The sequence below is a fragment of the Photobacterium ganghwense genome, from assembly GCF_017329545.1.
Taxonomy (GTDB): domain Bacteria; phylum Pseudomonadota; class Gammaproteobacteria; order Enterobacterales; family Vibrionaceae; genus Photobacterium; species Photobacterium ganghwense.
On record NZ_CP071326.1, the window covers coordinates 1,678,013 to 1,701,477 of the forward strand.

Here is a 23,465-nt window from a genome sequence, read left to right on the forward strand (position 1 = left end):
AAGCATGGTTATAGGCTCAGCGCTCTCAAGCGAATCTGTAGTGGCCTAGAAGATTAATGGACATTTCTGAGTTAGTGAATACACGACTACAACTATTAAAGGAGTCGTATTGACCTCTTTAATAGATTCGAACTAATGATACAGATGTAATCAATTTTCCTTTCAATGATAAGACTAGGTCAATCATTAAAGTACACCAGATGAAGATCTCCATTTTCAATGGTAGATGATTAATCACTCCCCTACTAAATCCGCACTACTTATCGGGAATTGACCGTCATTTCATTTCCCGATAATCTCAATTGTACAAAAATTGATTATCAACAAATTTAATAATTATCTGAGCATTCGATCCTATGCCGACTTCCAAAATCGATCTGAACGACCTACACGACAAGAACATAAACTATTTGATTGGTGCAGGCGCATCAGCAGGTCTATTCCCTACTCTTGCGTTGAACATGCACACTGAGGGAAAATGGGAAACAATTGAAACTTTGGCTACTGAGTTCGATTCTATTGATGCTAAACACCTCAAAGCCTTGCTGTTCATGTATTACTACGAGGAATGCATCAAGCCTGTTAGTTCTGTTGACTTCACCAACTTAGAAGGTGGCAAGCAAGTCGTCATCGATAATTATAAGAAGTTCATGAAATTGAACCTCGAAATACTTCGTCGAAAGCGAAGTTACGATAGAAAGATCAACTTCTTCACCACGAACTACGATTCCTGCCTTGCCTATGCAGCAGATAAACTCTACGAAGAAAAATCCATTCGATTTAACATTAATGATGGCTCTCGTGGTTTCCATAAGAAAATCGTTGAGGCTCGTAACTTCGATTGCATGACTACTGAATCAGGTATTTTCGACAGAAACAAAGAAGTCCAACGACAGATTAATCTTATCCATCTTCATGGTTCGGCTTTTTGGCGTAAGCACAACGATTCTATCCTCGTTGATTATTCCTCTGCGGGTCAAATCGTTTCTGAATCATCAATCGACAGTATGTACTACGGTGATTTTAAAGAGATGCTAGAAAGTGGCTCTCACACTGTGGAGCAATTGTGTTCAATGACAATAGATGACGATAACGAAGCAGAATTTGAACGCATACAAGATAACTTCTACAGGGAATATAAAAAGTTACCTATCGTGAACCCTACAAAATGGAAGTTCCACGAAACAGTATTTGAAGAACACTATTACCAAATGCTGCGTCATCTCAGTTACGAGTTAGAGAAACCTAATAGCGTATTGATTGCCTTCGGGTTCTCTTTTGCAGATGAGCACATCAGGAACTTGATTAAGCGTTCCCTAACGAACCCTACTCTACAGGTATACATCTGTTGCTACAGAGAAACCATAATCCCTGAGTTACAGAAGTATTTTTCTGACTTCAATAACATCAAGTACGTTGTCCATGAAGAAGGCGAAGCATTAGATTTCACTTACTTCAATTCTCATGTCTTAACACTTGGTGAGGATGACGCATGAGCATCTTTATTGGTGAGGTTACAGCAGTAAATGGTATTCAAATTACGTTGACTGTTGATGAGACATCAAACAAAGACACAATTTTCTATGAAGGTCAGCGATACAAAGGTATCTCTATCAGAGAATACGTTTCAATTCAGCGTGGTTTCCGTGACATTGTGTGTATCGTTGAGGGTGAGTACTTAGATGAAAGACGCTTCCAAGAGAACACAGATAAAATCGAGTATGTCCGAAAAGTGCATGTTCGCCCTATTGGCTACATTGAAAATGGAAAGTTCTTCGAAGGTATCAAGTTCTTACCGTTAATCCGTGATCCTGCATTCCTGTTGCCTGAGCAAGTCTTAAAAACGGTTTACTCATCTAGTGCTGAATCAAATTTCTGCATTGGTTCATTGTTAAAAGAAGGAATTGAAATATCACTACCTTGGCAGAAACTCTTTAATACCCATATTGGTATTTTCGGTAACACTGGTAGCGGTAAATCGAATACTCTGACGAAACTATTCACTACCCTATTTGATGAAAAACATGATCAAATCAAACCTATCAGTAAGTTTGTTTTACTTGATTTCAACGGTGAGTACATCAAAGATCAAATCGTATCGTTGGATAAGAAAAACGCAATCGATCTGAATACGAATACAGCAGTCGATCAATTCCCGTTGGCAGAAGATGAATTCTGGAATGCAGAGACGCTTTCAATTCTTTTCCAAGCCACCACCAATACACAGAAACCTTTCATTAATCGAGTTCTGCAAGGGCGTTCAAAGTACGGTGCAGGTAAGGCGAGTGCTCTAAGTTACTTAAAGTACACTATTAAGTTCTGCTTTACTTCATCATCTCAAAAACCCGAAGTGCTCGACCTCATAAAAAGTGTCCTCAAAAACACCAACAATGCAAAATTACTCGATAAGGTATGTTGGCACGGAAGCAAATATAAACTCTTGTTAAACAACCGAAATGAAGTGTTTTTTAATGGTGAATCTGAATACGACATCCACCTAAAAAATACTGTTGATAGTATTCAGATTAATGTCCTTGATGCATTTCAGGAATTTAAAATCCTGTGCAAATTGAAGTTAATTAATGATTTGATGTACAACTTCGTTCAATTCGATCACATACAACCTCTATTAAAGCGTGCTGAATCCTCACTAGGAGGGTTGTCTAAGGTGATTAAAGTGGAAACAAGTGTTGCGACTGATGATAAAGCACTAACCGTCATTTCACTGCGTAATTGCAACCAAGACGTCAAGAAAATCATTCCCCTTCTTGTCACGAAGCACTATTACAATTCTCACAAAAAACAGGTTAAGCAAAGCCCACCAGAAAAGACGCTGCACCTAATCATCGATGAAGCACATAACATCCTTTCTCAGCAATCAGTGCGTGAACAGGCTAACTGGAAAGACTATCGTTTAGAGTTGTTTGAGGAATTGATTAAGGAAGGTCGTAAGTTCGGTATTTTCCTTACATTATCAAGCCAACGACCTGCGGATATATCAGCAACAATCATGTCTCAGTTGCACAATTTCTTTATCCATCGTTTAGTTAATGACCGTGACTTGTTCTTGCTGGATAACACCATCAGTACATTAGATTCTGTTTCTCGCTCATTGATTCCAAACCTATCAAGAGGCTCTTGTATTATCACTGGTACTTCGTTTGATTTGCCTATGCTGATCCAAGTGGATGAGTTAAGCGATAACAGCAAACCAGACAGTAATGACGTTCTCTTGGAGAACCTTTGGTCAGTTAAGACCGAGGAAGTGCCTACTTGGCTCTGAATTAGTCCAATATGGATTCCTTACTAGTTGCCAACACGTTTTGGGGTAAAAACTAATCTAGAGCGGCCTGCCAAATCTAGTCGCATCTTGGAAATAAAACGGACGAATTTCATACAGCTCTGCGCTTCTTTCTGAATTTTTTCACGTTTCTTTATAGCGGTGATGACTGACAAGTCAGTAGACAAGGGCGGACAGACACAGTGCTGTCCGCCCTTGGTTTTTCAGGAGGGTGTCATATTGAAGCGCTTCGCAGGCCAGCAGAAAACTGGCTTACAGAAGCTTGGATAAAAACTGCTGTAGGCGTGGGTGCTTAGGCGTATCAAAAATATGCTCCGGGGTATCCCCGACCAGCAGTTCGCCGTCTTCCATAAACAACACCCGATCAGCCACTTCACGGGCGAAGCCCATTTCATGGGTAACGACCACCATGGTCATCCCGTCTGAGGCCAGATCTTTCATCACATCCAGCACTTCACCGACCATTTCCGGGTCGAGTGCCGACGTTGGCTCATCAAACAACATCACATCCGGCTTCATTGCCAGCGCCCGGGCAATCGCTACCCGCTGCTGCTGACCACCGGAGAGTTGTGACGGAAATACATTCATTTTATCGCCCAGCCCCACTCGCTTCAGCAGCTTTTCTGCTTCAAGCTCAACCTCCGCCTTTTTTCGCCCCAGCACTTTTTCCGGCGCCAGCATGACGTTGCCTTTCACCGTTTTGTGAGGGAACAAATTGAACGACTGGAACACCATACCGACATTCGCACGCAGATCATTGATGTTGGTGGTTTTGGCATACATGTCCATCCCATCCACCTGAATCGCGCCGGACGAGATCACTTCCAGTTGGTTCAGTGTGCGCAAAAACGTTGATTTCCCTGAGCCGGATGGCCCGATAATGACCACGACTTCACCGCGCTTGATGGTCGCACTGACATCTTTCAGAGCATGGCACTGGTTGGGATAAATCTTGTTCACGTTCGTCGCGACGATCATGTCATCGCCTTGATAATTTCTAGTCACTGCTTGCCAGCCTCTTTTCAATCCGTTGAACACCCCACGACAAACTGGTTGTCAGCACCAGATACAGTCCCGCCACCACAAACCAGACTTCAAACGTGGCGAAGCTACCGCTGATCACTTCCCGCCCGGCTTTCGTCAGGTCGGTAATGGAGATCACCGACACCAGCGAGGAGTCCTTAATCAGCGTAATAAGCTGGCCGGCCATTGGTGGCAGAGTCCGCTTAAAAGCCTGTGGCAAAATCACATACAGCATCGCCTTGGGATAGCTCATCCCCAGCGAGCGGGCGGCTTCCATCTGCCCCGGCGGAATGGATTGGATCCCGGAGCGGATAATCTCGGCGATATAGGCGCCAGTGAAAATCGACAGGGCAACGACACCCGCGGTGAACCGCTCCAGCTCAAAGATGGTGCCAAGGAAAAAGTACACAATGAATATCTGCACCAGCAGCGGCGTACCCCGTATAATTTCGACGTACAGAAATGCCAGATTTTTGCTCACTGGATTATGAGAAATGCGCATTAGCCCGGCCACCAGCCCGAGAATAATGGCAAAAAACAGCGACAGCACCGATATTTTCAGCGTGACCCATAACCCCAGTGTGACCGGGCCAATCGTCCACTGGTCACTGCGTGCCAGCACGTCACCTTCAAAAACCAGATCCCCCTGCTGAACCAGCCGCTCATCATATTTTGCGATGTGCTGGGCATCGTCGCTGTAGTCAAAATTAATGGTGATGGAATTATCCGGGTTGATCACTGCGGTGCCGTCACCCTGTGCCCGATATTCCTGCGGGGTTGTATCGACAATGAACGGCAGCACCCGTTGCCATTGCCAGTTGTAATTTATGCTTTGTGATGCCTGGTAAATACCGAGCATCAGTGCACCGACGATGACTACTGAAACAAGGTGCCAGAGCCAGCGGTTGGTCGTCCTAATCATATACATCTTCCTTAGGCGTTGGGAGAACAGAACACTGACGGGGAGCGGCTGACCAAAGCCAGCCGCCGTGGTCTTACTGCACCTGGCTCAGCCAGCTGTCGTCTTTAAACCACTTGTCATAGATACGGTCGTAAGTACCGTCGCCTTTGATTTGACGCAGGAAGTTATTGAGGAAGTTGAGCATGTCAGAATCGCCCTGCGCAATTGCCCAGCCGAGAGGCTCATAAGTAAAAGGCTGCTCAAGGTGCACCACTTTGCCCTTATTCTGAGCCGCGTAAATGGCGTTAAACGGCATGTCATAAATCAGTGCATCGGCTTTACCGTTGGCCACTTCCAGCGCAGCATCGGCCTGCGTTTCAAACACATTCAGCTTGGCTTTGCTGAGCATACGTTTGGTCGCCTGCTCGCCTGTCGTCCCCAGTTTGGTCACCACGGTGTACTGGCCGTTATTCAAATCTTTATAGCTGGTCACTTTGCCTTCCAGCTTAGGATTCAGCAGGATGCTCTGACCAATCACGATGTACGGATCAGCAAAGTTCACCCGCATGTTACGCTGGGCGTTGATGGTCATCCCTGCGTTGATCATATGGCACTTGCCAGTCAGCAGCGTCGGAATAATTCCGTCCCACGCGGTGTTCACCGGTACATATTTCACTCCCATCTGACGAGCCATCATCTTGCCAAGATCGATATCAAACCCGACGTAAGAGCCATTTTTACTCTTCATTTCAAACGGCATATAACCGGCATCGAAACACACACGCAGCTCGCCTGATTTAGCAATATCATCCAGAATCGGGCCGGCCGAAACCGATGCAGAAGCGCTTATTAATGCACAAGTGGCAACCATACCATTTACAAATTTACGTACAGACATCCTTGTATCCTTCTTATGAGTCCAATTGCAATGTATCACGCTGATACTTGCTTGGTTATAACAAATAAAATCCCGTTAACTCAAACACAATCGAACAATAAACCACCAACTCGAACCCACCAAGCCAATACCAAATCAGCATATTGTGGTTAGTAATAAATCACATTCAGTACAAAATTTTCACATTAAAGACAAGACTAGCACACCAACCCATGAGAATAAAAATTCACAAAGTATGATTTTTTAGTTTAATTTGCAAAACCAGACACTGTTTGGGACAAATACAGGAAAAAATCGGGAGATCACCAGAGAAAGAACTCAACGCAGGAGCCATGAAACAGTCGAGCCATAAGACAGTCGAGACATAAACCAAGTCAGCGGGAGAGATCAAACACCCGTTAAGCTTTAGGTACAATGGACAAGATGGGTACTACGAGCACGATGAGCAGCACAGCCTAGCGAGAGTAACGCTGGCCATAAAGATCATGTGCTAACAGAGCACTCACAAAAAGAACACGGTCAAAAAGGCCGATGATGAACAGGGGACGGATGTTGAGGGAATTAATGAAAAGAGACGACTTAAAAGGGCATTACTGAAAAAGACATGCCGACAATACATAGGAAAATCAGCAGACTTAAAAAGCCCTAGTTTATAAAACACTAATTGATAGAAAACTGGTTGATAGATAACTGGTTGATAGAAAAGGGTTAATAAAACACTCACAACTGCTAAGGGCATGTGCCCTTAGCAGCAACACCCCTCAACATCAGGTTACCATTACACAATTTTCACACCGGCAGGCATAGCGCGCTCAGGGGTCAGCAAAACACTTTCCGATTCATCATCAGTTTCTGCACACAGCAGCATGCACTCAGACGTTTCGCCTCGCATCTTGGCTTTTTGCAGATTACACAGCACGACAACCTGTTTGCCCATTAACTCGTCCTCGGTGTAGTACGGTACCAGGCTGGTAACGGTCTGTAGGGTTTGCTCACCCACATCAATCTGGACTATATAGAGCTTGTCGGCATTGGCATGGCGGGCCACTTCAATGATCTTACCGACACGGATATCGAGTTTGGCAAAATCTGAATACGCAATCTTTTCCATTGGCTTGCTCCTGACAAAGTAAAACAAAAAGTAAAGTTTAGTAAAAGATAACGTTTACATTAGCAGAAACTGTAGATTTCATAAGTGGTAAAGATCGCATTTATACCAATTACTCTGATCCCTCATTGCCATAGTTACACATAGGGTGTTTAATTGCTGCCAACAGCATGGCAGAGGTAAAACATGGCAACGATCAAAGATGTTGCCCGCGAGGCCGGGGTTTCAGTCGCCACCGTCTCAAGGGTGATCAATCAGTCCCCTAAAGCGGGCAAATCATCCATTGAAGCGGTTACCAAGGCGATGAAAAAGCTGGGATATCGCCCGAATGCCACCGCCAGAGCCCTGGTCAGCCAAAGTAGCAATACCGTCGGCGTCCTGGTTGGTGATGTGTCCGATCCTTTTTTCGGCACTATGGTCAAAGCCGTGGACAATGTCGCCCGGCAAAACGGCAAACATATTCTGATTGGCCATGGCTATCACAACGCACAGGATGAATGTCAGGCTCTGGAGTTGCTGATCAACAACCGCTGTGATGCACTGGTCGTGCACGCCAAAGGCTTATCGGATGAAGAGCTGTGCAGCTATGCGCAGGAAGTGAAAGGGTTGGTACTGATCAACCGCCACATCGAGCAAATCGCCGATCGTTGTATTTCTCTGGATAACTTTAAAGGGGCGTATCTGGCCACGGAGTTTTTGATCCGCCACGGCCACCGCCACATCGCCTGCATCAGCTCTAACCATGATATTGAAGATGCCGATGCGCGCATTCAGGGCTACCGGGCAGCACTGCTCGCACATGATATCCATCTGCCTGAAACCTATATCGCACGCGGAACGCCGGACAGTGAAGGGGGTGAAGCGGCAATGACCGAGCTACTGACCAAGTCAGTCACAATGACGGGGCTGGTAACATACAACGACAACATGGCTGCCGGGGTCATTTCCGTCGCGCAGGAAAACGGAATACCGGTCCCCGACAAACTGTCTATTGTCGGGTTCGATGACGGTTTAATCGCCCGCTATCTCTCCCCTCGCCTGACCACCATCCGCTACCCGATTGAAATGATGGCCGAGCATGCCGCCACGCTGGCACTGCAACTGGCGAAAGACGCCCCTCAGCCCGCTGGCGCAACCATGCGGTTTACCCCGACCGTGGTACGGCGTGATTCAGTTACCCGGGTGGGGTAAGTCACCGCACCGGACTTCTCACAGGCCATACGATTAAGGCTTCGAAGATACCTCCCCAAAAATAGAAATAACCAAGACAGAAATCACCAAGACAGAAACAAGCCGCCCTGCTAAGCAGCGTTCATCGCAGGCTGGCTGGTTTATTTTTTTTGGGGGGGGTAATTTTATGTGCAAAGAACTCTTTGGCAATGAGCTTTGGGCGATAAAAAATACCGCGGTGTAAAACTCAGAGAAGCCTAGAGTCGCGAAGGGTGTGAGGACTAGTGAGGAATGACAAACAAGAAATAAACAGCAAATAATTAAACAACAAATCACTAAACAGTAAATCATTAAGCAGTAAATCATTAAACAGCAGGAAATAAGCCGCGTGGCAAAAACAGTGAGGAGAACATCATCGATATCCCCCTCACTCTGTGACTCAGGCGATCAGCTGGTCACTTCTTTCATCGGACGGGATTCAACCCTTACCCCTTCAGCAAATTCTCCGCGACTCAGCTTATCCCGCAAAATGGCATGCTGATCTTCTGTGAAGGTGTAACGCGACATGATAAAAATGCGTATCAGCGCGCCCAACGCCGGTAACAGCGCAATACAGAAGAACAAGCCGTTTAATGCCGTCTCCGTCTGCTGAGCATTGGGAACATAGTTAATCATCGTCAGCACAATACCGGTTAACCCGCCTGCTACCGCCACCGACAGCTTACCGGTGAAGGTTTGTCCCGAGAAAGTAATAGCCGCCGTGCGCTTCCCGCTGTGATAGTAAGAATATTCCACAGTGTCGGCAATCATGGCGGAGATCAGCGGGTTCGTCATCATGAAGATGGCGGTAATCACAGACAGCCAGACCATCACGACCGTTGGATTATCGTAGCCTGACAGATAGAAACCGATCCGCGCCACAATCTCCAGAACACACAAAGCGATAAAAATATCCCGCTTTCTGAAACGCTTGGTCAGCATCGGCGTCGCCAGACAGGCAATCGCGCTGACCAGAGTGATCGTACCTATCAGGGAAACCAGTCCGGCATCACCCAGGTTGTAGGTAAAGAAGAAGACATACAGCCCGTTGACCATGTTAAAGAACACGTTCATGAAGAAGGCGGCCAAAATGATAAACAACGGTTTGTTCTTGCGAACCGCCTGGAAAGTCTGCTTGAGGGTGACTTTTTCGCAACCGGATGTTTTGACCCTTTCTCGGGTATTGTAAAAACCGTTCAGCATAAACAGCAGCCCCGCCAGCATCAGGACAAGCACTGCCGGAAGATAGCCCTGATCAGTACGGCCATCGGCAAAATATGCACTCAGCTTAGGAAAAATCACCAGTGTCGCGCCAATCCCGGCATTCACCCCCAGCATGGCACAGGTCGCCGCTTTGGCACGCTCCTGCGGTTCATCGGTCATGACTGCGGACATTGACCAGAATGGCACATCCGAGATGGTGTATAAGGTTCCCCACAAAATATAGGTAATACCGGCATACATCACCTTGGTCGAGGTATCGGCATCAATATTGTAAAACGATGCGACCGTCACCAACACAATCAGGAAAGGCGTAAACAGCATGTAGGGGCGGAATTTGCCAAAGCGTGATTCCAGCGTATCCATGTAGCCAGCGATTAGCGGATCATTGACCGCATCCCACACCCGGGCAATCAGGAAAATGGTACTGGCGGCAATCGGCGATATACCGAGAATATCGGTGTAAAAATACAGAATAAAGGAGCCGACCAGGCCAAAGCTGAAGCATTGACCGACGCCATATCCAAAATAGGACATCAGCTCCCGGTGGGTCAGTGTATTGGGTACAGTTGTCATCTTCACGTCTCTGTTTTGTGCATTATATTTTGTCAGCCGACCCGTTACGCAGGACCGGCTCACACCCTGTTATTCCACTTCTGCGAGTGTTTTTATCAATGTCACTTCCGATTCGTCATAAGGCTGCCCGTTTTCGTCCAGTAAATCGTGGAACCAGCAACGGGCATAATTACTGTCATTACGCTTAATTTCAGGCCACGGCAGGTGCGTTTGTGTTTTCCCTTTCACCAGCCCCCACTGATAGCAGCCAATCCCCATGTCTTTGAAAAGCGGGAGCTGTTCATGCAGGTGAGACTCCGCATGACGCGCGAGCCACTCAGTGCACATCATCGGGCGCTGATACGCTTTCACGACATCGACCGCCCGATGGAACAGGTCCAGTGGCAGATAGGCATGAAACGTGATGATGTCTGACAGCTCCAAGGCACGGCGATCAGTCGGATGTTCGTAGACCGGCAGGTGACGATCCAAAATACTCGGGGCATGCCACGCACCGACGGTCAGCGGTTGAGTCGGGTTGATATCTCGTGCCCACTCGAAGGCTTTTTCCATCAGCGCATGGCTGAAGCGTTCCATTTCTTCATCGAATGCCACCTCACCGTCGGTGGTAAAAATCATCCGGTTGGTTGGCTCGTTATAGAGATCCCAAATGACGATGCGGGAATCGTTCTGGTAGACCGAAATAATGTCCCGGACGTAGTGCTCCACTTCATCCCAACGTGCCATATCCATCACAATATTCCGGCCAGGGCTGGCGGCCGCCTGACTGTTGTGCAACTCCGGTACCGGGGCTTTCTGTTCTCCCAGATACGGATGGTCTCCGGAAAAACCGCAGTCATCCATCAGGGTCAGCATCACTTTGATCTGGTTGCGTTCACAGATATCGAGGAAATGATCAATGCGCTGATGGAGTCCATCCTGGTCAACCTGCCAGACAATAAAAGGTAAATTGGTACGCAGTGTGTTGTAGCCCACATCCGATGCCCAACGCAGTTCCTGCTCCATAACAGCCGGGTCGAAACTCTCGGCTTGCCACATTTCCGTCCAGTTCACGGCCGTACGCGGCAAGTAATTAAATCCTCTCAGCCAACCATGCTGAGCCTGCCATTGCCATGCGCGTTCTTCAGACCACTTTTGCATTTCATTACCTCTTTCACGATGCGATCAAACGAATGAATCAACCAATAAATATATTAGCTAATATTATTAGCTAATATATTTATTAACCCGCTGACCACCAGTGTCAAAGAAGCGGCTTGTGCGATCAGTCACATTGATCAGCCACCATAAAGATCAATCTGTGATCCTTGTCGGACAGGATTCAGAACAGTAAGGAAGCAAGGCGGGGAGAGAGTGCAATCTGTACCACAATTAGCTAATATCTTTAGTCAAGATATTACCCAGTACCGTCATCATGAACAGAAACAAGAAAGTCACCATGAGTGACATTGCGACCGAGGCGGGCGTGTCTCAGTCAACCGTGTCGCTCGTACTCAATCATTCGCAGTCAGTCAAAATTGCAGAGGCCACCAAACAACGGGTGTTGCAGGCCGCGAAGACACTCGGTTACCAAAACAAGAAAGTTGCCCACGCAATGGGACGGCCGAAGAAAATTGCTTTTGTCCTCAACGGGCTCACCAGCTACGACCCTTTCATCGATGCCATTAATGGTGCACGGGAAGAAGCCTGGGAGAATGATTATGTACTGGTCACCTTTAACTACAGCCATGATGAAGTGCTGGCGTCTCAGATCGAATCCGAAGTGAACAGTGGCGATTATGCCGGGCTTATCTATGCCTCCAGTATGACCCGGCACCTTGAACACCAGCGGGTACAGGCCACGATTCCGACGGTCTTGCTGAACTGCGTGAGTGAGAATCATGACACCACACCGGCCATTCTGCCGGCCGATATGATCGGGGCTTACAAAGCCGTGCAACACCTGACCCATCAGGGTTACCGGAAAATCGCGATGCTGGCCGGTGAAAGTTGGATGCAGGCGGCGATACAGCGCATCGACGGCTACCGTCAGGCGCTGATTGATGCTGACATCATGCCCAACGCACGTTATATACGGGAAGCGAACTGGTCGTTGAAAGAAGCGTACGAGCAGACAATCGAGCTGCTTGAGCTGGATACCCCGCCTGAGGCTATTTTCTGCAGCAGTGATTACATGGCCATGGGGTGCTATCAGGCCATTGCAGAAAAAGGACTGAAAATTCCGACGGATATTGCAGTGGTGGGTTATGACAACCAGCAAATAGCTTCTGAGAGTTTTCCGGCGTTATCCACCGTCGAACTCCCTTATGCCGACATGGGCAAACAGGCGGTGGAAACGCTGCTGGCGCTGCTCAATCAGCAGCCCATTCTGTCGCATAGACGAAAAGTGGAAGGCGAGCTTATCATCCGCCGCTCTTCACAGCGGCCGACGGCCATGCCCTCAAAATCTGAGTAAAACAAACGCCCGGCGTAAGCGTTTACTTACACCGGGCGTTTCTGTATTTTGTAACGACTCACTATCGGCGGCTAAGCTTCGGCGACTAAGCTTCAGCGGCTCAACCGCAACGACTAATAGATAAATCGGTAAACGGTACGGTGCTGATAAGGTTCACCCGCAAGCAAAATACCGCTGCAACTGCCCCATTCCGGATGGTTAGGTCCGTCCGGCAGGTACTGCGTTTCCAGCGCCAACCCGTCATGTTGCTGATACTCATAATGCTGAACGGCCATTTTCTCTTTGTCAGTCTCAATATCGTCCTCTAAATCAGCTGCTGCAGCGTCATGCACCGCCGCGCTGTTCTGAGGAAGCGCTCCCGGCGTGCCCGCCAAAAAGTTGCCAGCGTAAAACTGCACAGCCGGTTTTGTCGTCGCCATCTGCATAGTCACTCGCTGATCCGGTGAAATCAGCGTAGCGACAACAGCCTGACCATCGCAGCGCGCGGCATCAAACAGCCAGGCATGATCATACCCGCCAGCGGTGACCTGATCCGGCTCTGAGAGAAAATCCCGCCCGATGGTTTTTCGCTGCGTGAAATCAAAACTGGTTCCCTGAACCGCCAGATGCGCTCCCGTCGGGATCAAATCAGGTCGTGTCGGCAGGTAATAGCTGGCGTGCAGTTGCAGTTCATGATCCAGACTTTTAGCCCCAGAGCCCGCTCCGGCCAAATTGAAATAAGCATGGTTGGTCAGGTTGACGGGACAATCCTGATCGCCTTCAGCCTGATAAGAAATCTCTACTGCATTGTCGTCGGTCAACCGGTAGGTAACGGCGACCTCAAGATTACCGGGATACCCCTGATCACCGTTTTCAGAATACAACCGGAACGTCACGGCTTGCGCGCTCTGCCCGGTAATATCCCAACGCCGCTTATCGAATCCGAGCTGCCCACCATGCAGTGAATTTCCCCCTTCATTGGCGCTGATCCTGAACAGCACACCGTTCAGACGAAACTGGCTGCCGCCGATACGGTTCGCATAACGGCCGACAATCGCACCAAAGTAGGCACTCTGCTGCAAGTGCGCCGCCATGTCCGGCGAGCGAAGCAGCACTTCTCGGCACTCGCCATTGACGGGCAGCGTGCAGCTCAGCCAAGTCGCCCCGATATCCATCAGTGATACGGTCATGCCGTTTGGGTTAGTGAGATGAACCACCCGGGCAGGTTGCCCGTCAGCAGCAGGCGAGCGGATCATCGCTTGCTCCACGGCAACCAGATAGCTTGAGGTCGTGGTGAATTCAGAGGCCGAGCCGGAAGTTGAGCCTGACGTCAATAAAGATGTTGATAATGAAACCTGCATCGCGTTACTCCTGTGCCGCTGCCACTGAATCAGAGGCGGATACACGCGCCGTATCAGCCGCGGATTCAAGGTTCACACATTCCCCTGCGCCATTTTTAGCCTGGCAGACATACACGGAAGCCTTCAGGCCGGTTTCTTGCGGGTAGCGAGTGCTAACTGCAGCTATCACATCATCCACCCGCGCCGGCGGCATCAACGCAACCACACAGCCGCCAAAACCGCCACCTGTCATACGCACACCGCCCTCTTCACCAATCACGGCTTTAACAATGTCGACCAAGGCGTCAATTTCCTTCACTGTGATCTCAAAATCATCACGCATAGACGCGTGAGACTCCGCCATCAGCTGCGCCATTCGAACTCGGTCGCCATGACTCAGAGCCTGCGCCGCTTCGAGCGTACGGGCATTTTCCGTGATCACGTGTCGCGCCCGTTTGACCACCAGTGGATCCACCTCTGCCTGCGCCGCTTTCTGAGACTCAAGCCACGCCTCAAACTGCGCAAGAGAAACATCGCGCAGGGCTTTCACTCCGAAAATCTTGGCGGCGGCCTCGCACTGTGCCCGGCGAGTGTTGTATTCACTGTCGACCAGTCCGCGTTGTTTGTTGGAGTTAATGATCACCACCGCCATGTCTTCCGGCATTGGAACCGGTGTGGTTTCCAGGCTGCGACAGTCAATCAGAAGGGCATAATTGTCCTGCCCTTCCGCCGAGATCAGCTGATCCATAATGCCGCAGTTACACCCCACAAATTCGTTTTCAGCCTGCTGGCCATTGAGCGCTATCTCAGCTTGGCTGATCTCAAGGTTATACAGCACTTTGAAGGTCTGGCCGATCACCACTTCGAGCGCCGCAGAGGAACTCAACCCGGCTCCTTGCGGCACATTTCCGCTGACCGCGATATCGACACCGCCAAGCTGAAAACCACGTCCCAGCAGGCATTTGACTACGCCACGGATATAGTTCGCCCACATTTTTTCAGGCTGAAAGGAAATATCCTGAGTCAGGTCAAATTCATCCGTGTCGTTTCCATAGTCAACCGCCACCACCCGAACCCGGTTGTCATCGCGTTTGGCGGCGGCCACAACGGTCTGGTAATTGATCGCGCAAGGAAGCACAAAACCGTCATTATAATCAGTATGCTCACCAATCAGGTTGACCCGCCCCGGCGCCTGCACCCAATGTGTAGGGGCATAACCCAGAACCTGAGAAAACGCGTTATTTACTGTGTGAATAAGATCAGTCATACAAAAGTTCTCTGCTACATCGTCGTAAAATCTGACGGGCTGAAATCAAAAAATGTGTTGAAACAACATTGCTTAAAAACAAAAGTGCTTTACATCAAAAGCATGAATAACAAGAGTGCGGTCGTTCAGCGGTTATCCGCGTCAACGGCCTTGTAATGCACATCGGACACATCTCGCAATCGCTGGGCGGCCTGCTCAGCCGTCAGATCGCGCTGAGTTTCAGCCAGCATCTCGTAGCCCACCATAAATTTTCTGATCGTTGCACTGCGTAGCAACGGCGGATAAAACAGGGCATGCAACTGCCAGTGGTCTGTGTTGTGCGTATTCGGCTTGCCTTCCGGGTCATTGGCTTCAAAAAACGGGGCATAATGCCACCCCATGGAATATGGAAAAGCACACTGAAATAAGTTGTCATAACGGCTGGTCAGTTTCTTGAGCGCCAGAGCCAGATCATCACGCTGTGCGGCATTCAGCTCACTCATGCGGCGAATGTGCGTTTTAGGCAGTAACAGGGTTTCAAATGGCCAGGCAGCCCAATACGGTACCACCGCCAGCCAGTGCTCCGTTTCGACCACAGTCCGGGCGCCGTCCTGCATTTCGGCCTGAACGTAATCAAGCAGCAGGTTGGTGCCGTGTGCCTGATAGTACGTTTTCAGGTTATGGTCTTTACGCTCAATTTCGTTCGGCAGAAAGCTGTTTGCCCAAATTTGACCGTGCGGGTGAGGTTGAGAGCAGCCCATCGCCTCCCCTTTATTTTCAAACGCCTGTACCCAAACATACTCTTTACCCAGCTCTTCAATCTGGGTATCCCAGGTATCAATCACGCCACGCAGGCTTTCCAGTGACAGTTCCGGCAGGGTTTTACTGTGATCGGGTGAAAAACAGATAACCCGGCTCAGGCCGCGTACCCCTTGTGTCTTAAACAGCGGATTGTCGGATGGCGGAGCATCCGGCGAGTCCGTCATCAGGGCGGCAAAGTCGTTGTTAAACACATAGGTTCCGGCATAGTCCGGATTCACATCCCCCGATACCCGGGTATTGGTCGGGCACAGAAAACAGCCGCTATCGTAAGCCGGTAGAGCTTCTGTGGACGGTTTTTCATCCTGGCCACTCCAGGGGCGTTTGGCCCGGTGAGGGGAGACCAGCACCCATTGCCCGGTCAGCGGGTTATAGCGACGATGCGGATGATCAACAGGGTTAAACTCAGTGTGTGTCATTTCGGGTTTCTCTCAGGCTAGGCGATTCAATAAAGAGCTGGGAAGCCAATTCATCAGGAAAAAACGGCAAAGAAATCGATCAGTACCCTTGTGGGTTTTGTGACTGCCAGTGCCAGGTATCTGCCGCCATCTGGGCTACCGTCCGGGTGGCCTTCCAGCCCAGTTCACGTTCGGCTTTGCCTGTATCTGCCCAGCACTCTGCGATATCCCCAGGACGACGCGGACAGATTTCGTAGGGAATCGGCTGCTGCGAAGCAAGGCGAAATGCCTTGACCATCTCCAGCACGCTGGATCCTTTCCCCGTGCCAAGGTTGTAGATATGCAAACCGGGTTGCTTGCCGACAACTCTGAGTGCGGCGAGATGACCATCAGCCAGATCCATCACATGGATGTAATCCCGCACTCCGGTTCCGTCTGGGGTCGGGTAGTCGTTGCCAAAAATTGAAAGGTGATCCCGACGCCCGACCGCCACCTGCGCAATAAACGGCATCAGGTTATTGGGGATACCCTGCGGATCTTCTCCCATCGTGCCAGAGGCGTGCGCGCCAACCGGGTTGAAATAGCGCAGCAATGTAATGCTCCAGTCATTTTCAGCGTCATACAGATCCGACAGGCACTGCTCGACCATATATTTACTGCGGCCATACGGGTTCGTGGTTGCGCCGGTCGGTGAATCTTCGGTGATCGGAACACAGTCAGGATCGCCGTATACCGTCGCTGATGAGCTGAAGACCAGCGATTTCACCCCGGCTTTTCGCATGCTGCGCGCCAGCACCAACGTGCCGTTTACATTGTTGTCGTAGTATTCCAGTGGCTTAACCACCGACTCTCCCACCGCTTTCAGTCCGGCAAAGTGAATCACCGCTTGAATGTCGTGAGCTGCAAACACCGAATCCAGAAAAGCCTCGTCCCGGATATCACCCAAATGAAAATCAGGTTGGATACCTGTCAGCGCTTCAATCCGTGCCAGCACCTCAGCTTTTGCATTACTCAGGTTATCGACGATCACTGGCGTTATCCCCGCTTCCGCTAACTGCACACATGTGTGGCTGCCGATATACCCCATGCCGCCGGTCACTAATACTTTCACGCCTCACCTCTTCCGATTGCCGTTTATTCGCGATATGACGAAAGTCTAGCAAGCCGTTATAGGATCGATCCGTGATCAAACACGCATAGTGTAAACGTTTCCACAAATTCAATCAAATGTCATCACTAAGCCATCAGAGATCATCGCTTTAGTGAAAGAGGTGCATTACCCCAGAACAGCCGTTCGCCTGAAGCGGTACGCTAACCACAAGGACTACCAGGCCATACCCGACGACAGGCAACGACCTCCGGCCACAAACAGCGGCATTTTGCGGTCAGTTTCCACCGGTTTACTAAAAAATCGTGCATCCGGGATCGGATTGTTTACAATGGGGACGGTAGATTCATGACGACTTCCGATAAGAAGCTTGCCAACAGGAAAGAGTAACAATGGCAACACTGAAAGATATTGCGACTGAGGCGGGGGTATCGCTGGCCACCGTTTCCAGGGTGCTCAATGACGATCCCACCCTGAATGTCAAAGCAGAAACCAAGCACCGTATTTTCGAAATTGCTGAAAAACTGGAATACAAAACCATCAGCGCCAAGAAAAATGTGCAAGGCAAACACCAGCAGCACCACTTTCTGGCCATTTACCATTACCCGCAAGCTGCGGAAGTGAATGATCCGTACTACCTGTCGATCCGCCACGGTATTGAAACCCAGTGCGACAAACTGGGGATCACCCTGACAAACTGTTATGACGGGGTAATGGATAACGCGCCGCACAAGGTGTCAGGCGTTCTCCTAATCGGCAGAAACAAACCTGCCGTCCTCAAACAAGCCAAGAAGCTAACCGACAATATCTGTTTTATTGATTGCACGGATCTCGACTGCATTTACGACTCCGTCGATATTGACCTGGCGCGTATCAGCAAAGAAATCACCGACTTTTTTATCGCACAAGGCTATGACCGAATTGGCTTTATTGGTGGCGAAGATGCGCCAAACACCCCAGATATCCGGGAAATAGCATTTGCTGAGTACGGTGTGCTGAAAGGGGTGGTCAGCCCAGACGATATTTATCGCGGTGATTTTTCCAGTGCCTCTGGTTACGATCTGGCAAAAACCATGCTGGAGAAAGGACACTGGCCGCAAGCGCTGTTTATCGCTTCCGACTCAATTGCCATCGGCGTGTTGCGTGCAATTCACGAGCACGGTCTGGCGATTCCCGACGATATTGCGCTGATTAGCGTCAATGATATCCCAACCGCCAAGTTTACCTACCCTTCCCTCTCAACAGTGCGTATCCACTCCGAGATGATGGGAATTCAGGGGGTCAATCTGCTTGTCGAGAAAAACCGTGATGGCCGGACATTACCCTTGCAGGTCTATGTGCCGAGCCAGCTGAAACTGCGCGATACAACACGTCAGTAAACCAATACGGTAAGTGATTAAGGCGTACCCTGTACGCCTTTAAACACGCCTGAACAAACCACAAAAACACCATGTAACGCATTGATAAAAATCGTACTTATACGCTTTCCCACGCCCTTTTAATGCCCCTTTTTCTGCTGACCTCACGGTACGTTACCTGACCGTTCGCCTTAACATTCAACTCTCCACTTACTGTTTGCTTATCTTGTCGCTCAACTTGTCGCCCAGCTCGTCACTCGGTTTATTGCACCAGCTGTTGTTGCGTTGAGCGCTTAGCCGCGCCTGTTTTTCGGTTTTTCAAGGGTCGTAAAACAAGGCGGCGTCTGCACAGTACCGAAGGACAACCGCACCAAAAAACCAGCAGCCCGGTTTTTCTTTAACCGGATCACACCCTCTCGATAAATCACTCATTAAATCGTGATCAAGTTAAAGTAAAACGTTTTCACCAATTCTATTTAGTAAAAGTTTTACTAATATATTTTCCAGGGTGCCTGATCAAAGCTCCCGGCAGGAATGCCTGTCTTTTAACAGCCCAATGACATCCATACCAATAACAACACCTAGCCATACCGTAGGCATAATAATCAGGAGGCCACGTGAACAACTGGGAAAACTTCCATTTACTGCATGAGAACCGAATAGCACCTCGCGCCTATTTCTTCTCGTATGATTCGCAGGACACTGCCCGTACCTTTCAGCGCGAGCTGAGTCAGCGCTTTATTTCATTAAGCGGTCAGTGGCAATTCCGCTATTTCTCCCACCCGCTGCTGATACCGGAAGATTTCTATTCTCAGGAGATGGAAAACTGGGGCCACATCACCGTTCCTAACATGTGGCAAATGGAAGGCCACGGACATCTGCAGTACACCGATGAAGGCTTCCCGTTTCCGATCGATGTCCCGTTCGTCCCGTCTGATAACCCGACCGGTGCCTACCAGCGTACTTTTACCCTCGATAGCAACTGGCAGGGCCAGCAGACCATTATCAAATTCGATGGGGTGGAAACCTACTTTGAAGTGTATGTAAACGGTCGCTATGTCGGCTTCAGTAAAGGCAGCCGCCTGACCGCCGAGTTTGATATTTCTGACTTTGTAACGATCGGTGACAACCTGCTGTCCGTGCGGGTCATGCAATGGGCAGACTCTACCTACATTGAAGATCAGGACATGTGGTGGACAGCCGGGATCTTCCGAGATGTCTACCTGATCGGTAAACATCCCGTCCATATTCAGGATTTTTTTGTTCGTACCGATTTTGCCGACGATTACCACAGTGCCACTCTCAGCTGTGCATTGACGCTTGAAAGTCTGCTCGCCGAACCAACGACCGGCTACACCCTGAATTATGCCCTGTTTGACCAGCAGCATTGCCTGGCTGAAGGCAACCTCAACAACGTGTGTCCGACACCTCATGGCCATGCTCAGTTTAAGATCGCAGTGGAAAACCCAACCCACTGGAGCGCTGAAACCCCTTACCTGTACCACCTGCTACTGACCCTGAAAGATCCTCAGGGCAATGTGCTGGAAATCGTGCCTCAACGCGTGGGCTTTCGAGATATCAAAGTGCGTGATGGCCTGTTTTACGTCAATAACCACTATGTGATGCTGCACGGGGTCAACCGACACGACAACGACCACCGCAAAGGCCGTGCTGTCGGCATGGACCGGGTCGAGAAAGATCTGATCCTGATGAAACAACACAACATCAATTCTGTCCGAACCGCGCACTACCCGAACGATCCCCGTTTCTATGAACTGTGTGATATTTACGGGCTGTTTGTGATGGCCGAAACCGATGTGGAAACGCACGGCTTTGCCAATATCGGCGATCTCAGCCGGATCACCGACGATCCCGAGTGGGAAGCTGTATTCGTGGATCGCGCCGTACGTCATGTTCATGCCCAAAAGAACCACCCGTCGATCATCATGTGGTCACTGGGCAATGAATCGGGCTATGGCTGTAATATCCGCGCCATGTACCATGCCACTAAAGCCATTGATGACACCCGTTTGGTGCATTACGAAGAAGACCGCGATGCCGAGGTCGTTGACGTGATTTCCACCATGTACTCCCGGGTTCAGCAAATGAACTACTTTGGCGAATACCCGCATCACAAACCGCGTATTATCTGCGAGTACGCCCATGCTATGGGCAACGGGCCTGGCGGACTGGCTGAATACCAAAACGTGTTTTACCGCCATGACCACATTCAAGGGCACTACGTTTGGGAATGGTGCGATCACGGCATTCTGGCCTGTGATGAAAATGGCAAAGAGTACTATCGCTACGGCGGTGACTATGGGGATTACCCTAACAACTACAACTTCTGCATGGACGGGCTGGTGTATCCGGATCAGACACCGGGGCCGGGTCTGAAAGAATACAAGCAGGTTATTGCGCCGGTTAAAATCCGCGTGAAAGACATTCGCCGGGGCATCTTTACGGTAGAGAACAAATTCTGGTTCTCAACTTTGGATGATCACACCATCACGGCCGAAATCCGCGCCGAAGGCGAGACGCTGAAAACGTTCAGTTTCAAAGTGGAAGCCTTGGCAGCGAATAGCAGCCGCGACATTACCCTGCCGGAACTGGCAGAAGATGCCATGGTTGTGCTCAATAGCCAGTCCCTGCTGATGACTGGCCAAGTAAGCAATTCGGCTGACAGCAGTTCGAATGACAGCACCGGGGAGAAGCCCTATTTACAGAATAGCTGGCTGGATGAGCGCGAAGCATTCATTAACTTCACTATTCGTAAAGACAGCCGCACCCGCTACAGCGAGCCCAACCATCCTGTCGCGGTTTACCAGTTCCCGCTGAAAGCCAGCACCGCGCCACGCAAAACACTCTGTCAGCCAGCGCAAACAGGGCTTCAGGTTACGCACAATCGCCTTACCGTCGAGATCACCGGTCAGCACTTTACACTGTGCTTCTCCAAGCTCAACGGCAAACTGACTTCATGGATTGTCAATGGGGAGCAGCTTATTGCTGCAGAGCCAAAACTGCATTTCTTCAAGCCGATGATCGATAACCACAAGCAGGAATACGAAGGGCTGTGGCACCCGGCACATCTGCAGATCATGCAGGAGCATTTCCGCACTCTGGATGTCGTTCAGCACGATGATAGCGTCATCGTGGCGGTCACCAGCATTATTGCCCCACCGGTCTTTGATTTCGGTATGCGCTGTACCTATCACTACCAAATCACGGCGGCAGGTCAGCTCAATCTCGAACTGAGTGGAGAAAAATACGGTGACTATCCGCATGTGATTCCAGCCATCGGTTTGGATCTGGGCATCAGTCGCCAGTTTGATCAGGTGCAGTATTACGGTCGCGGTCCGGAAGAAAACTATCCCGACAGCCGCCAGGCAAACCTGATTGATGTGTACCAGAGCACGGTTGCTGGTTTATTTGAGAACTACCCGTTCCCGCAAAACAACGGTAACCGTCAGGACGTGCGCTGGGCCGCGCTTACTGACCGCCATGGCAGCGGATTACTGGTTAAACCCCAACAGCCTATTCACCTCAGCGCCTGGCTGTATACCAGCGAGCAACTTCATCAGGCACAGCATACCCATGAATTGCAGGAAAGTGGCTTTATTACCCTGAATATTGACCACAAAGTGCTGGGTTTAGGCTCGAACTCCTGGGGCAGTGAGGTGCTGGACTCATACCGGGTCTACCTTGAGGATTTCCGGTTCGGTCTGACGCTTGCTCCTGTTAATACCGGCAATTGCCGTGCTCAAACCCTGGCGGCGTTCGACTTCGGCCGTGACTTTTTCACTGCCATCGATGTACCGCCGCAGGGTAAATCCGGCAGCGATACACGCTCAGTTCAGAAAGCGCAGCTCACTGCTGCCACCGTGGAGGCATAACCATGATCGTTTTAGACAACCTGACGCAATTTCAGGCCATCTACCACAAAGGCCGGAAATGGCAACGCTGCCTGGAAGCCATCGCCAACAGCCACCAGCTTCGTCCGGGCGTTATGCACTCGGTGGGCGATTCACTGGTGTACATGGTTCAGGAAAGTGCCGAGCCGGTATCAGACGCTTTTCTGGGTCACCGCCGCTATCTGGATGTGCATTACTACCTGAGCGGCAGTGAAACCTTTGAAGTTGCGGATAAATCAGCGTTAAGGACGCTTGAAGCCTATCAGGATGAAACCGATCGCGAATGGCTGGCTTGTGATGGAGAGAAAGGCGAAACAGATGAAAAACCTGAAATGCGCCATGTCAGCGCCGGACAAATCGCCATTTTCGATAACACCAAAGCTTACCGATTCTGTGGCGCATCTGAGGGGCATCCGGTACGGAAAGTCGTCCTCAAAGTCACCATTGAAGACGGCTATTTCCTGAATAAATAACAAGTTCTGAGATACCAGCAACACCGAAAGCTATCGCTACTGAATATCGCTACTGAATATCGCTACTGAAATATAGCTACCGAACTGTAGCCCCTGAACCGTAGCGATTTAACCGTAGTGATTTAACCGAAAAGCACCCGG

16 protein-coding genes and 1 pseudogene are annotated in these 23,465 nt (G+C 49.7%); 7 read left to right on the forward strand and 10 right to left on the reverse strand.

Annotated features, from left to right (window positions below; all coding sequences use genetic code 11):
- Positions 1–356 precede the first annotated feature (356 nt).
- Positions 357–1,496: an SIR2 family protein gene (locus FH974_RS23710; RefSeq protein ID WP_207103846.1), complete on the forward strand. Its 1,140-nt coding sequence runs from the start codon at positions 357–359 to the stop codon at positions 1,494–1,496.
- Positions 1,493–3,283 carry an ATP-binding protein gene (locus tag FH974_RS23715; RefSeq protein WP_207103847.1) on the forward strand — a complete coding sequence of 597 codons (1,791 nt, stop codon included), beginning with the start codon at positions 1,493–1,495 and terminating at the stop codon, positions 3,281–3,283. Before FH974_RS23710 ends, FH974_RS23715 begins: the two co-directional genes overlap by 4 nt.
- 270 nt (positions 3,284–3,553) lie before the next feature.
- On the opposite strand, the gene FH974_RS23720 is transcribed toward FH974_RS23715, so the two are convergent.
- From FH974_RS23720 to FH974_RS23735, 4 genes are all read right to left on the reverse strand, one after another.
- Positions 3,554–4,279 carry an amino acid ABC transporter ATP-binding protein gene (locus FH974_RS23720; protein WP_157038327.1) on the reverse strand — a complete coding sequence of 242 codons (726 nt, stop codon included), beginning with the start codon at positions 4,277–4,279 and terminating at the stop codon, positions 3,554–3,556.
- Between the two features lie 19 nt (positions 4,280–4,298).
- Complete coding sequence (locus FH974_RS23725; RefSeq protein WP_047886251.1) at positions 4,299–5,246, reverse strand: amino acid ABC transporter permease; 948 nt, start codon at positions 5,244–5,246, stop codon at positions 4,299–4,301.
- Positions 5,247–5,319: 73 nt separating this feature from the next.
- Positions 5,320–6,096 carry a transporter substrate-binding domain-containing protein gene (locus FH974_RS23730; protein WP_373689514.1) on the reverse strand — a complete coding sequence of 259 codons (777 nt, stop codon included), beginning with the start codon at positions 6,094–6,096 and terminating at the stop codon, positions 5,320–5,322.
- An 805-nt stretch (positions 6,097–6,901) separates the two neighbouring features.
- Positions 6,902–7,234, reverse strand: a complete 333-nt coding sequence (locus FH974_RS23735; RefSeq protein ID WP_047886253.1) for a tRNA-binding protein — start codon at positions 7,232–7,234, stop codon at positions 6,902–6,904.
- Positions 7,235–7,417: 183 nt separating this feature from the next.
- Between FH974_RS23735 and FH974_RS23740 the strand changes: the two genes are divergently transcribed.
- Positions 7,418–8,422: a substrate-binding domain-containing protein gene (locus tag FH974_RS23740; RefSeq protein WP_207103848.1), complete on the forward strand. Its 1,005-nt coding sequence runs from the start codon at positions 7,418–7,420 to the stop codon at positions 8,420–8,422.
- Positions 8,423–8,848: 426 nt separating this feature from the next.
- On the opposite strand, the gene FH974_RS23745 is transcribed toward FH974_RS23740, so the two are convergent.
- Positions 8,849–10,237, reverse strand: a complete 1,389-nt coding sequence (locus tag FH974_RS23745) for an MFS transporter (protein ID WP_242551922.1) — start codon at positions 10,235–10,237, stop codon at positions 8,849–8,851.
- A gap of 69 nt (positions 10,238–10,306) precedes the next feature.
- Complete coding sequence (locus FH974_RS23750) at positions 10,307–11,377, reverse strand: cellulase family glycosylhydrolase (RefSeq protein WP_207103849.1); 1,071 nt, start codon at positions 11,375–11,377, stop codon at positions 10,307–10,309.
- A gap of 298 nt (positions 11,378–11,675) precedes the next feature.
- On the opposite strand from FH974_RS23750, the gene FH974_RS23755 reads away from it, so the two are divergent.
- The gene (locus FH974_RS23755; RefSeq protein WP_207103850.1) at positions 11,676–12,692 is read left to right on the forward strand and encodes a LacI family DNA-binding transcriptional regulator; all 1,017 of its coding nucleotides are present in this window, start codon (positions 11,676–11,678) and stop codon (positions 12,690–12,692) included.
- Between the two features lie 113 nt (positions 12,693–12,805).
- Here FH974_RS23755 and FH974_RS23760 read toward each other — a convergent pair whose 3' ends face one another.
- From FH974_RS23760 to galE, 4 genes and pseudogenes are all read right to left on the reverse strand, one after another.
- Positions 12,806–13,927, reverse strand: coding sequence for a galactose-1-epimerase (locus FH974_RS23760; RefSeq protein ID WP_207104265.1), 1,122 nt, complete (start codon positions 13,925–13,927; stop codon positions 12,806–12,808).
- Between the two features lie 187 nt (positions 13,928–14,114).
- Positions 14,115–15,278 (reverse strand): annotated as a pseudogene (gene galK, locus FH974_RS23765) (galactokinase); the annotation flags it as partial.
- Positions 15,279–15,403: 125 nt separating this feature from the next.
- Positions 15,404–16,495, reverse strand: coding sequence for a UDP-glucose--hexose-1-phosphate uridylyltransferase (locus FH974_RS23770; RefSeq protein ID WP_207103852.1), 1,092 nt, complete (start codon positions 16,493–16,495; stop codon positions 15,404–15,406).
- Between the two features lie 79 nt (positions 16,496–16,574).
- Positions 16,575–17,585, reverse strand: coding sequence for a UDP-glucose 4-epimerase GalE (gene galE / locus FH974_RS23775; protein ID WP_207103853.1), 1,011 nt, complete (start codon positions 17,583–17,585; stop codon positions 16,575–16,577).
- 389 nt (positions 17,586–17,974) lie between these two features.
- On the opposite strand from galE, the gene ebgR reads away from it, so the two are divergent.
- The 3 genes from ebgR (at position 17,975) to FH974_RS23795 (ending at position 23,324) form a co-directional block, all read left to right on the forward strand.
- Entirely contained in the window at positions 17,975–18,961 is a 987-nt protein-coding gene (gene ebgR, locus FH974_RS23780) for a transcriptional regulator EbgR (protein ID WP_207103854.1), read from the forward strand.
- Between the two features lie 596 nt (positions 18,962–19,557).
- Entirely contained in the window at positions 19,558–22,833 is a 3,276-nt protein-coding gene (locus tag FH974_RS26285) for a beta-galactosidase subunit alpha (RefSeq protein ID WP_242551923.1), read from the forward strand.
- A 2-nt stretch (positions 22,834–22,835) separates the two neighbouring features.
- Positions 22,836–23,324, forward strand: a complete 489-nt coding sequence (locus FH974_RS23795) for a beta-galactosidase subunit beta (RefSeq protein ID WP_207103855.1) — start codon at positions 22,836–22,838, stop codon at positions 23,322–23,324.
- The last annotated feature ends 141 nt before the right edge of the window (positions 23,325–23,465 follow it).